10 protein-coding genes are annotated in these 12285 nt (G+C 72.1%); 8 read left to right on the top strand and 2 right to left on the bottom strand.

Features of this window, described 5'->3' with window-relative positions:
* Window positions 1–608: 608 nt before the first annotated feature.
* Both ACLQ2X_RS04705 and ACLQ2X_RS04700 read right to left on the bottom strand, forming a co-directional pair.
* Window positions 609–2123, bottom strand: coding sequence for an ABC transporter substrate-binding protein (locus ACLQ2X_RS04705; protein ID WP_425679689.1), 1515 nt, complete (start codon window positions 2121–2123; stop codon window positions 609–611).
* Between the two features lie 140 nt (window positions 2124–2263).
* The gene (locus tag ACLQ2X_RS04700; protein WP_425679688.1) at window positions 2264–3328 is read right to left on the bottom strand and encodes a 3-isopropylmalate dehydrogenase; all 1065 of its coding nucleotides are present in this window, start codon (window positions 3326–3328) and stop codon (window positions 2264–2266) included.
* A gap of 184 nt (window positions 3329–3512) precedes the next feature.
* Here ACLQ2X_RS04700 and ACLQ2X_RS04695 point away from each other — a divergent pair, with 184 nt between their 5' ends.
* From ACLQ2X_RS04695 to ACLQ2X_RS04660, 8 genes are read left to right on the top strand one after another with little or no spacing between them, the layout of a single operon-like run.
* Window positions 3513–5039, top strand: a complete 1527-nt coding sequence (locus ACLQ2X_RS04695) for a PLP-dependent aminotransferase family protein (protein WP_425679687.1) — start codon at window positions 3513–3515, stop codon at window positions 5037–5039.
* Between the two features lie 11 nt (window positions 5040–5050).
* On the top strand, window positions 5051–6292 hold the full coding sequence (locus tag ACLQ2X_RS04690; RefSeq protein WP_425679686.1) for a M20 family metallopeptidase: 1242 nt from the start codon (window positions 5051–5053) through the stop codon (window positions 6290–6292).
* Window positions 6289–7731, top strand: coding sequence for an aldehyde dehydrogenase family protein (locus ACLQ2X_RS04685; RefSeq protein WP_425679685.1), 1443 nt, complete (start codon window positions 6289–6291; stop codon window positions 7729–7731). The genes ACLQ2X_RS04690 and ACLQ2X_RS04685 overlap by 4 nt, the downstream gene beginning before the upstream one ends.
* A 22-nt stretch (window positions 7732–7753) precedes the next feature.
* On the top strand, window positions 7754–8698 hold the full coding sequence (locus ACLQ2X_RS04680) for an ABC transporter permease (protein ID WP_425679684.1): 945 nt from the start codon (window positions 7754–7756) through the stop codon (window positions 8696–8698).
* Entirely contained in the window at window positions 8695–9576 is an 882-nt protein-coding gene (locus ACLQ2X_RS04675) for an ABC transporter permease (RefSeq protein WP_425679683.1), read from the top strand. Before ACLQ2X_RS04680 ends, ACLQ2X_RS04675 begins: the two co-directional genes overlap by 4 nt.
* Window positions 9577–9581: 5 nt before the next feature.
* The gene (locus ACLQ2X_RS04670; RefSeq protein WP_425679682.1) at window positions 9582–10568 is read left to right on the top strand and encodes an ABC transporter ATP-binding protein; all 987 of its coding nucleotides are present in this window, start codon (window positions 9582–9584) and stop codon (window positions 10566–10568) included.
* Entirely contained in the window at window positions 10565–11389 is an 825-nt protein-coding gene (locus tag ACLQ2X_RS04665; RefSeq protein WP_425679681.1) for an ATP-binding cassette domain-containing protein, read from the top strand. Before ACLQ2X_RS04670 ends, ACLQ2X_RS04665 begins: the two co-directional genes overlap by 4 nt.
* Window positions 11386–12141 (top strand): SDR family NAD(P)-dependent oxidoreductase, encoded by a 756-nt coding sequence (locus ACLQ2X_RS04660; protein ID WP_425679680.1) that lies wholly within the window; start codon window positions 11386–11388, stop codon window positions 12139–12141. Before ACLQ2X_RS04665 ends, ACLQ2X_RS04660 begins: the two co-directional genes overlap by 4 nt.
* Window positions 12142–12285: the final 144 nt, after the last annotated feature.

Below are 12285 nucleotides of genomic sequence, written 5' to 3'. Positions count from 1 at the left end.
TCCGTCCACCGGACGGGACCCGCCTCGCTGTGTGCGTCCCGCCGGACGCCGTGCCAGCGGTAGCCGCCGGACCGCTCCACGCGCGTACCGCCCGGCCCAGTGACTCCCGCGGTCGTTTACGTGAGTGCGGCAGTGGGTCCTGGGCGGTCCCTGTGCGGAGCGGACGACAACCGTCCAGAACCTGGGGGCGCCCCACCGAGCAGGGGAACATCCCTGCCGGCCCGTGACTGCAAGCCGCGAGTGTCCACAGTCCGCCTCCGCCTCCGCCTCCGCACTCGTACTCGGCTCGGCTCCTACTCGGCTCGGGCTCGTACCCGGCTCGGGCTCGTACTGGGCTTGGGCTCGTACTGGGCTTGGGCTCGTGCTGGGCTCGGGCTCGGGCTCGGCGATCTTGCACGTTGCTGCTCCGCGGAATTCGCCGACCGGGCGTCCCGGGGGCGCGAGGTGCAGGATCGCGTGGGACGTGCTGGCGGGGAGGTCACGGGGCCGCAGCGTCGGCGGCGGGGCGGTGGTGGCGCGGCGCCGACAGGCCGGTCGGCTGTCCGGGCAACGAGAGAAGGACCTGGTGGGCCGGAGCCCACCAGGTCCCTCCGGGTACGTGGAGCAGGTTACTTCTTCGACACCTTGGTGACGTCGAACGACTGGGTCACCGCGTCCTTCGGGAAGCCCTCGACACCCTGCCGGATCACGGCCAGGTTCGGCAGCAGGAAGAGCCAGTCGCTGGCAGCCTCCTGCGAGATGACCTTCGCGGCCTCGGCGAACTTCTGGTCCCGGACCGACGCGTCCAGGGCGGTGTCGGCCTCGCTCATGAGCTTGGTGACCGCCGGGTTCTTGTACCGGTGGTAGTACTCCGGCTCGCCGTAGCGGACGAGGTCACGCGGCTCGACGTGCGCGATGATCGACAGGTCGTAGTTGGCCTTGCCGAACACCTTGTCCAGCCACTGCGGCATCTCGACGTTGTTCTGGGTCACCTTGATGCCGACCTCGCCCAGCTGCGAGGCCACGAACTGCGCCGACGAGCGGGCGTACCCCGGCGGCGGGACGTCCATGGTCAGCGAGAGCCCGTTGGCGTGACCGGCCTCGGCCAGCAGCTGCTTCGCCTTGGCCGGGTCGTGCGGGAAGTCGCCGGTGCGGTCCTCGTACCAGGGGTCGCTCGGCGGCACCATGCTGCCGATCCGCGTTCCGTAGCCGGACCAGACGGTCTTGATGAGCGCGTCGTGGTCGATCGCGTGGCGGACCGCCTGACGCACCCGCGGGTCGGCCAGCGGGCCCTTGCTGTTGTTCATCGCCAGGACGACCTCGCCGGTCGTCTTGCCCTCGACCACCTGGAACTGGTTGTTGCCCTTGAAGACCTCGAGCAGCTGCGGCGCCTGGATGTTCGCCACGATGTCCAGCTGACCGGAGAGCATCGCGTTGTTGAGCGCGTTCGCGTCGGTGATGTAGCGGAAGACCACCTTGGCCGACGGGGCCTTCTCGCCCCAGTAGCTGTCGCTGCGGGCCAGGGTGATGCTGTCGCCCCGGTTCCAGTTCTCGAACTTGAACGGGCCGGTGCCGTTCGGCTTGGTCCCCAGGTCGGCGGCGCCTTCCTTGAGCACCACGCCGACGCGGCCGGCGATGTCGAACAGCCAGCTCTGGCTGGGCCGGGACAGCGTCACCACGACGCTGGACTCGTCCGGCGCCTCGACGGTCTTGACGACCGTCATCTGCGACTTGAACGGGTTCGTCGAGGCCTTGTCGGTCACCCGCGTGAAGCTCCACACCACGTCCTTCGCGGTGAGCTTCTGCCCGTCGTGGAAGGTGACGCCGTCGCGGAGCTTGAACGTGTACTTGGTCCCCTCCTCGGAGACCTGCCATTCGCTGGCCAGCAGCGGCTCCACCTCACCGGTATCCGGGTTCTGGCGCACCAGACCCTCGTACACGTTGTAGAGGAGGACCTGCGGGATCGCCGCTCCGGCCTCGGCCGTCAGGTCGAGGCTCACCGGTTCCAGGTAGGCGCCCAGGGTGACCGTCCCGTTGCCGGAACCGCTCGTGGTGTTGTCCGAGTCGCCGTCGCCGCTGCACGCGGTGAGAGCGAGCGCCGTAGCGAGCAGCACGGCGGGCATTTTTATCTTCAGCCGGTTCATTCGTGTCGTCCCATCGCGAAGAACGCCAAGGGCGCTCATGGCCTGTGAGCTGGGACACTAGGAGGGTGGTACCCGATTCAAAAGGGCCAGATCAGCGGCCCCGGCAGGTACCAATCGCCTGCGTGCACCCGTTGTTGTGGTCAGCTGCCGCCGCTGATGGCGGCGGCGACCGCGTCCCCGAAGTCCTCCGTCGACATGCCCATCTCCGGTCCGCGCATCGCGCCCAGCCGCGGCAGCACCGCCTTCACCCCGTCCTCCAGGCTGCGTGCCGCCTCCGGGTGGCCCAGGTGCTCCAGCATGAGCGCGGCGCTGAGGATGGAGCCCGCGGGATTGGCCCAGCCCCGGCCGGCGATGTCCGGCGCGGAACCGTGGACCGGTTCGAACATGCTCGGCGCCGAGCCGGTCGGGTTGAGGTTGCCGCTCGCGGCCAGGCCCAGCCCGCCCTGCACGGCCGCGCCGAGGTCGGTGATGATGTCGCCGAACAGGTTGTCGGTGACCACGACGTCGAACCGCTCCGGCTGCGTGACCAGGTAGAGGCACATCGCGTCGACGTGCACGTAGTCCGTCGCGATGTCGGGGTACTCCGCCGCGACCTCCTCGAAGGTCCGCTGCCACAGGTCACCGGCGAACGTGAGGATGTTCGCCTTGTGCACCAGGGTGAGGTGCCTGCGCCGCCCCATCGCCGCGCGGAAGCCGTGCCGGATGAGACGCTCGACCCCCTTGCGGGTGTTGACCGACTCCTGGGTGGCGATCTCGTCCGGCCCGCCCCGGTGGACGAAGCCGCCGGCCCCGACGTAGGCGCCCTCGGTGTTCTCCCGCAGGATCAGCAGGTCGCACTGCTCGGGGCGGAGCCCCGCGATGGGCGAGGGTACGCCGGGCAGCAGCTTGACCGGCCGCAGGTTGACGTACTGGTCGAAGGCGGTCCGCAGATGGATCACCAGGCCGCGTTCGAGTACCCCGGGTGGCACCGACGGGTCGCCGACGGCGCCGAAGAGGATCGCGTCCGCCTTCGCCAGTTCCTGTTCCACGTCCGGCGGCACGACCTGGCCGGTTATCCGCCAGTAGTCCGCGCCGAGTTCGTATTCTTCCCAGACCAGATCGATCCCGAACCGTTGCGCCGCGGCGTCGCACGCCTTGACCGCCTGCGCGGTGACCTCCGGTCCGATGCCGTCCCCGGGCACCAGCGCGATTCGCTGGGCGCTCATTAGTCCACCCCTGTCCGCGTGCAGGAGACCGTCACCTGCCGTCGCCCGGCCAAGCGTGGCGGGATCGGGCCCTCCGCAACAGGTCCAGGTCTCCGGCTAGGCTAGTACCAGCGAGGCGCGGAGGGGGTCCCGCGGTGTGCGGCGACGGGACCGGGCGAGGCTCCGCGGGAGGTGGGAGGTCGGTATGACGGACTTTCTGCTACCGGTCAACCCGCAGAGCACCGTCCCCCTGTACGAGCAGATCATCACCGGGCTTGAGGACGCCATCCTCGCCGGGCAGTACGACGACGGCCCGCTCCCGAGCACCCGCCGGCTGGCCGAGGCGCTCGGCGTCTCGCGGAACACCGTGCTGACCGCCTACGACCGCCTCATGGAGCAGGGCCTCATCCTGACCGTGCCCCGGCGCGGCCTCTACGTCTCCTCCGCCGCCGTGGTGCGGATGCGGGCCGCGCGACGGACCTCCCGCTCCCCGGCCACCCGGATCGACTGGTCGGCGCGACTGCCGGAACCGCCGCCGACGCCGGTGCACCGGGACCCGGCCTGGGCACGGGCACCGTTCCCGTTCGTCGTCGGCCAGCCCGACCCGGCCATGTTCCCCGTGGGCGCATGGGAGCGGGCGCAGCGTGAGGCGTTGCGACAGGACGGGCTGTCGCGGGTGATCGGGGACGCCGGGCAGGCCGACGACCCCGAACTGGTGCGTCAGCTGTGCGAGCACGTGCTGCCGTCGCGCGGCATCTCCGCCCGCCCGGACCAGGTGATGATCACGCTGGGTTCGACGCACGCGCTGCACCTGCTCGCGAGCGTCCTCATCCGGCCGGGCAGCGTGGTGCTGGTCGAGGATCCCGGCTACCCCGACGCGCGGACGATCATGCAGTTGGCCGGGGCCGACGTGGTGCCCGGCCGGGTCGACGAGGACGGCCTCGTCGTGGCGGACCTGCCGGCGGACCTGCACGGCGCCGAGTTGGTGTACGTCACGCCGAGCCACCAGTACCCCACCGGCGCGACGATGTCGGCGTCCCGCCGCGAGGATCTGCTGCGACTGGCCGGCACCGCGGACGCCGTGGTCATCGAGGACGACTACGACCCGGAGACGACGTTCCGGGGCATCCCCGCGGTGGCGGTGCGGGCCCTCGACGACGAGGACCGGGTGGTCTACCTCGGCAGCTTCAGCAAGCTGCTGGCACCCGGCCTGCGGCTCGGCTACGTGGTGGCCTCCCCGGCGCTTGTCGACGCGATGCGGGCCCGGTCCCGCTACGTCCTGCGCCACCCGCCCGGCACCATGCAACGCGCCCTCGCGCAGATGATCGCCAGCCGTGACCTGGCCCGGCACGTCCGTCGCATCCGCGCCCACTACCAGGGGCTGTACGAGGAGATGGTGCGGGCGGTGGAACGCCACGTGCGTTGGGGGCCGCAGCCGGTGCCGCGTGGTGGCCTGGCCCGGTGGATCACCGGCCCGCCGGGCCTGGACGCCGGGGAACTCGCCCGCGAGCTGCGTCGGCAGGGTGTCCTGCTCGACCCCGGCGCGCCGTACTGGACCGCCCGGCCCGCCCCGCGCCACCACTTCCGCCTGGGCTACCAGGTGATGCCGCTGGACCGCATCGACGAGGGCGTGCGACGGGTCGCCGCAGCCGTGGAGGAGCAGGTCGGACGGGGGCTGGTACCCCCGCCGACCCGGAAACTGGACGTTCCCCTTCCGCAGCGGAGTTCGTAACGTCCGTCGCCATGACGACGGACACCCACGCCACCCTCCGCGCCGGCCACCTCGTCGATGAGCAGGCCGTCGTGTCGCTGACCCAGGAACTGGTCCGCATCCCCTCGACCTGGGACGCGGGACGCGGGCGTGGCGAGCGGCCCGTGGCGGAACTCGTCGCCGAGGTCATGCGGGGCTTCGGCTGGCAGCCGGACGTCGTCGAGGTCGCCCCGGGGCGGCCGAACGTCGTGGCGGTCGTGGACGGCGGCCTACCCGGCCCCACGCTGATGTTCGAGGGGCACACCGACGTCGTGACCGAGGGCTCCCGCGACGAGTGGACCGTCGACCCGTTCGGTGGTGAGATCGTCGACGGGCGACTGTACGGTCGCGGCTCCGCCGACATGAAGGCCGGTGTGGCCGCGATGATCCACGCCACCCGGGCCGTCGAGTTGGCCGGGCCGTTCCCGGGGCGCATCGTGGTGGCCGCGCTCGTGGACGAGGAGGGCCAGATGCTCGGCGCGAAGCACTTCACCACCACCGCGCTCGCCGCGGAGGTGGACGCCGCGATCGTCTGCGAGCCGGAGGCGGAGGAGATCTGCGCGGTGGCCAAGGGCGCGGTCCGGCTCCTGGTCACCTGCACCGGCCGGATGGCCCACGGCGCGATGCCCCAGCACGGCCGCAACCCGGTCCCCGCGGTGGCCGAACTCGTCCGGTCCCTGGGCCTTTTCCAGGCGGAGTTGCAGGCCGAACCGGGCGAGCACGAGCATCTCGGCCTGACGTACCTGACCCCCACGGTCCTGGACGCCGGCTCCGCCGACCAGCTCAACGTCATCCCGGGCGGCGCCGTACTGGGCGTGGACTGCCGGACCGTGCCCGGGGTCGACCACGCCGCCCTCGCGGCGCGCGTCCGCTCCGACGCCGACGCCATCGGCGCCCGGCACGGCGTCACCTTCGCCGTCGAGGTCGTCGACGACCGGCCCTGCGCGGTCACGCCGGAGGACCACCCCGTCTCGCTCGCCGTGGCATACGCGCACCGCGCGGTCACCGGCACGGAACCCGTCTTCGGCGGCGTGCCCGGCGCGACCGACGGAACGATCCTGTGGCGCGACAGCGGCATCCCGAACGTGGTGTACGGCCCGGGCCCCAAGTGGATTGCCCACCAGCCCGACGAGTACGTCGAGGTCGACGACGTCGTCCGCAAGACCAGGGTGTACGCGGAGGCCGCGCTGGTCTTCCTCACCGGGTCCACCGGCGCCGCGGCGGGTGCGGCGTGACCGCCCGGGAGTTGCTGGACGCGCTGCCCGCCGGCCTGCCGATCGGCGACGGCTGGGCGGCCACCGCGCAGACGGCGCCGGTGCGGTTCCCGTTCGACGGCAGCACCGTGACCCGGGCCCCGTGGGGCGACCCCGCGGACGCGGAGGCGGCCGTCGGTGCCGCGTACGCCGTCGCGGGGCAGATGGCCGACCTGCCCGGTCACGCGCGTCGTGGCATCCTGACCCGGGTGGCCGCCGAGGTCCGTGCCCGCGCCGACTCCCTCGCCGAACTGCTCGTCCTGGAGACCGGCAAGCCCTTGGTGGACTGCCGGGTCGAGGTCGCCCGCACGCTCGTCACGCTGGAGACGGCCGCGGAGGAGGTCGGCCACCTCACCGGTGAGACGGTGGCCCTCGACATGCAGCCGGCCGGCGAGGGCATGCTGGGGTTCTGGGTGCGCCGCCCGGTCGGCGTGGTCGTCGGCATCACCGGCTTCAACTACCCCCTGCTGCTGGCCGCGCACAAGGTCGCGCCGTCCGTCGCGGCGGGCTGCCCGGTGATCGTCAAGCCGGCGCCGAACACGCCGCTGGCCACGCTCGTGCTCGTCGACCTGTTCCGTCGGGCGGGCTGCCCGGCGGCCGGGGTCCAACTCGTCACCGGTGGCGTCGAGGTCGGCAAGCTCCTGACCACGCACCCGCACGTCGCGGCCGTGTCCTTCACCGGGTCCGCGCAGGTCGGCCACCAGATCGCCCGTGCCGCCGCCCCCCGCAAGGTGCTGCTGGAACTGGGGTCCAACGCGGCGCTCGTGGTCGGCCGCGACGCCGACCTCGACCGGGCCGCCGAGGCCGTCGTACGCGGCGGGTTCTACGCCTCCGGGCAGGCGTGCATCAGCGTCCAGCGGGTCGTCGTCGAGGAGCCGGTGCGCGAGGCGCTGCTGGAGCGCCTCGCGCCGCTGCTGGAGAAGGTCACCACCGGGGATCCCCGATCCGCGGACACCCGGGTGTCCGCCCTGGTCGACGAGGCGTCCACCGAGCGGGTCCACTCGTGGGTGGACCGGGCCGTCGCCGCGGGCGCCCGCTGCCTGGCCGGTGGCACCGCGTACGGCCGGGTCCTCCAGCCGACCCTGCTGGTCGACGTGCCCGAGGACGCCGACTGCTGGGCGGAGGAGATCTTCGGCCCGGTGGTGTGCGTCCGTTCGGTGCCCGACATGGACGCGGCCGTCGAACTGGTCAACAGGTCCCGCTACGGGCTCCAGGCCGCCGTCTTCACGCGCGACCTGGGGGTCGCCCTCGACGTCGTGCGTCGTCTCGACGTCGGCGGGGTGCTCGTCAACGAGGTGCCCGGGTTCCGGGCCGACAACATGCCCTACGGCGGCGTCAAGGACTCCGGCATCGGCCGGGAGGGCCCCCGCTTCGCGATGGAGGAGCTGACCGTGACCAAGATGGTGATGATCAGGCCATGACTCGGAGTGGGAGCGCACACGCATGCTGATCTACTTCGCGCGGCGGCTGGCCATCCTCGCGGTGTCGCTGTTCGCCGCGTCGATCCTGGTCTTCACGCTGTTGACGTTGCTGCCCGGTGACCAGGCGCAGGCGATGCTCGGCGTGAACGCCACCCCGGAGGCGCTTGAGGCGCTGCGGGAGCAGTTCGGGACGAACCGGCCGTTCGCCGAGCGCTATCTGGACTGGGCCGGCGGCCTGATCCGTGGCGACTTCGGGATCTCGCCGCTCAGCGGGGTGTCGGTCGGGTCGGAGATCGCCGACAAGCTCGGTGTCACCGTGCCGCTCATCCTGGCCGGGATGACACTGGCGCTGCTCATCGCCGTTCCGCTGGGCATCCTCGCGGCGGTGAAGAGCCGCACCGCGATCGGTACGGCGTTGTCGGCGTTCAGCCAGGTCGGCATCGCCGTCCCGTCGTTCTGGCTGGGCATCCTGCTCATCACGGTGTTCGCGGTGAAGCTCCAGTGGCTGCCCGCCGGTGGGTTCAGCGGGTGGGACGACGTCGGGGGTGCCGTCCGGGCCCTGCTGATGCCGGCGCTGGCCCTCGGCGTGGCCCAGGGCGCCATCCTGATGCGCTACGTCCGGTCCGCGGTGGTCGAGGTCATGCAGGAGGACTTCATCCAGACCGCCCGCGCCAAGGGCCTCAGCCGCTCGCAGGCGCTGACGCGGCACGCGTTGCGCAACGCGGCGATCCCGGTGATCACCGTCCTCGGCCTGCAACTCGCGACGTTGCTCATCGGCACCGTCGTCATCGAGAACGTCTTCGGCCTGCCCGGTCTCGGCCGGATGCTGTTGCAGGACGTCGGCAACCGCGATCTGCTGAAGGTGCAGGGCACGGTCATGGTGCTCACGGCCGCGGTGCTTCTGATCAACTTTCTCGTCGACGTGGTGTACCACGCAGTCGACCCCAGGTTGAGGAGCAAGGCATGACCTCCGTCGCCGAAGCCCCACCCGAGGCCACCGCCGACGTCGTGGCGCCCACGGTCGGCAAGCCGCGCCGGTGGAACCTCACGCTGGTGATCGGCGCCAGCGTGGTGGGCCTGGTCGTCCTCACCGCCGTGGTGTCGTTCATCTGGACGCCGTACGACCCGACCCGGGTCGACCCGGCGAACACCCTGTTGTCCCCGGGCGGCGACTACTGGCTCGGCACCGACCACTTCGGGCGGGACATCGTCAGCCAACTGCTCGTCGGCGCGCGGACCACCCTGTTCGTCGGTGTCGTCGCGGTCGCGATCGCCGCGGCGATCGGCGTACCGCTCGGTCTGCTCGCCGCCAGCGGGGGACGCTGGCTCAGCGAACCGGTGATGCGGGCGCTGGACATCGTGTTCGCCTTCCCCGCCATCCTGCTGGCGATCATCCTGGCGGCCGGCTTCGGTGCCTCCACGCTCACCGGCATGATCGCGATCGGCGTCGCCAACGTCCCGGTGTTCGGCCGCCTCACCCGCGCCGGCGCGCTCCAGGTGTTGCAGAGCGACTTTGTGCTGGCCGCGCGCAGCTACGGTCGCCGGGGCGTGGTGCTCATGGTCCGGTACGTGCTGCCCAACATCGCGGCGTTGCTCATCGTGCAGGCGTCGGTGTCGTTCGCGCACGCGGTGCTCGCCGAGGCGGCGCTGTCCTACCTCGGCTACGGCACCCCGCCGCCGACCCCCACCTGGGGTCGGATGCTCCAGGAGGCCCAGAACTACTTCGTCGTGCAGCCGATGCTCGCGGTGTGGCCCGGTCTGGCCATCGCGTTGTCGGTGCTCGGTTTCAACCTCATGGGCGACGGGCTGCGCGACGCCCTCGACCCGCGGCTGAGAGGACGGTGACCGGGGTGAGCGGGCTCGTGGTGGAGGACCTCGTGGTCAAGGTCCACGACGTTCAGGCGGTCAAGGGCGTCTCCTTCGAGATCGGGCGCGGCCGGCGTACGGGGCTGATCGGCGAGTCCGGGTGCGGCAAGTCCCTGACCGCCCTCGCGCTGATGGGCCTGCTGCCGCACGGGGTGACGGCGTCGGGGCGGGTGCTGCTGAACGGCCGGGACCTGCTCGACCTGTCCGACCGCGAGATGTGCGCGGTGCGCGGCAACGACATCGCCATGGTGTTCCAGGAGCCCATGACGGCGCTCAACCCGCTGATGCGGGTCGGCAACCAGATCGCCGAGTCGCTGCGCCTGCACCGCGGGATGAGCCGCAAGGCGGCCGCCGCCCGGGCCGTCGAGCTGATCGAGCGGGTCCAGCTGCCCGAGCCCGACGACACGGCGCGCAAGTATCCGCACCAGCTCTCCGGCGGCCAGCGGCAGCGCGTGGTGCTGGCCATCGCGTTGGCCTGCGACCCTGCCGTGCTCGTGGCGGACGAGCCGACCACCGCGCTGGACGTCACGGTGCAGGCGGAGATGCTGCGGCTGATGGACACGCTGGTGCGGGAGGAGGGCGCGTCGCTGCTGCTCATCACGCACGATCTGCCCGTGGTGGCCAGCATCTGCCAGGAACTGCTGGTGATGTACGGCGGCACGATCGTGGAGCACGGCGACGTCGCCACGGTGTTCGACTCGCCGCGGCACCCGTACACGGCGGGACTGCGGGCGTCCACGGTGCTGGAGAGCACCGACGGAAGCGGGCGGCTGACAACCATCGCGGGCCGGGTGCCGTCGCTCGGGGCCTTCCCCGGCGGGTGCGTGTACCGCAACCGGTGCCCGCGCGCGGACGACGTCTGCCGGACCGTCCCGCTGCTGACGGCCCCACCCGGCAGTTCGCAACGTGCGGCCTGCCACCACCCGATCGAGAGTGACCAGCCGCTGGAGACCGGGAAGGCGAGCGCATGACGACGACCCCGTTGTTGGAAGCCGTCGACGTGGTACGCGAGTACCGGTCACCCCGGCGGTCCCTGCGTACGCCGGGGCAACCGATCCGCGCGTTGGACGGCGTGAGCCTGCAGGTCCACGAGGGCGAGGCGTTCGGCATCGTGGGGGAGAGCGGCTCCGGCAAGTCCACGCTGTCGCGCATCCTGATGGCCCTGGACCAGCCGACGTCCGGCACGGCCTCCTACGCCGGCCAGCGCATCAGCGGCGTGCCGGAGCGGCGGCTCGGGTTCCTGCGGCGCGATGTGCAGATGGTGCTGCAGGACCCGATGTCGTCGTTGAACCCTCGGATGCGCGTCGCGGACATCATCGGCGAGCCGATGCGGGCGTTGCGCCTGCCGGGCGACCGCCGGGCCCGGGTGGCCGAGTTGATGCACTCGGTGGGCCTGCCCGAGGAGGCGGTGACCCGCTACCCGCACCAGTTCTCCGGCGGTCAGCGGCAGCGCATCGCCATCGCCCGCGCCCTGGCGGCCGGACCGAAGGTCATCGTGGGGGACGAGCCGGTCAGTGCCCTCGACGTCTCGGTGCGCGCGCAGATCCTCAACCTGCTCACCGACCTGGCCGAGCAGTTCAAGCTGACCCTGATCCTGGTCTCCCACGACCTGTCCGTGGTCCGGTACCTCTGCGACCGGATCGCGGTGATGAACCAGGGCCGGATCGTCGAGACGGGTGACACCGAGGCGATCTACTCCGACCCCCAGCACCCCTACACCCAGAAGCTGCTGTCCGCCGTGCCGACCCTGCGCGGCGACCTTCTGGACCGATTCAACAGGAGCAGCACATGAGGTTGGTTGACCGCGTCGCCGTCGTCACCGGAGGCGCCAGCGGCATCGGCCTGGCCACCGTCGGCCGGCTCGTCGAGGAGGGCGCGCGTGTCGTCATCGCCGACCTCGACGGCGACCGCGCGGCCCGGGTGGCCGCCGACCACGGCAGCGGAGTCGTCGGTGTCGCCTGCGACGTGACCCGGGCGGAGGACTGCCGCGCGGCCGTGGCGACCGCGGTGGAGCGGTTCGGGCGGCTGGACGTCATGCACGCCAACGCGGGGACCCCGTTCACCGGCCCGGTGGACGAGGTGGACCAGGCGACGCTCGACCGCGTGATCGACGTCAACCTCAAGGGTGCGTTCTGGACCGCGCAGGCCGCGGTGCCGGCGCTGATCGAGGCCGGGGGCGGTTCCATCGTGTTCACCGCGTCCCTGCAGGCCGTCATCGCCCGCCCGCGGTACGCGCCGTACACCGCCGCGAAGCACGGGGTCATCGGGCTGATGAAGGCGCTGGCGCTGGAACTCGCGCCGCACGGCATCCGGGTCAACGCGATCGCCCCCGCGGCGACGGAGACGCCGATGCTCTCGGCGTTCCTCGGCGGGATGGGGGAGGTGCCGGACAGCGCCCGGGAGAACTTCCGGGCGTCGATCCCGCTGGGGCGGATGGCGACGCCGCGCGACTCCGCGGACGCCGTGATCTACCTGGCCAGCGACGAGGCGCGGATGGTGACCGGCCACACGCTCGTCCTCGACGGCGGCACGACGGCCGGCTGAGGAACGCCACGGCGTCGACGCCGGTTCGTCGACGACCGGCGGCACGCACATACGACGGCGGGGGGGGGGGGGGGGGGGGGGCGCCCCCCCCCCCCCCCCCCGGGGGGGGGGGGGGGGGGGGGGGGGGCGGGCGCGGCCGGGGGG

It is taken from the genome of Micromonospora sp. DT31 (assembly GCF_049841795.1).
GTDB lineage: Bacteria > Actinomycetota > Actinomycetes > Mycobacteriales > Micromonosporaceae > Micromonospora.
Note: the sequence above shows the minus strand (reverse complement) of the source record. Positions and strands in the feature narration are given on the sequence as shown.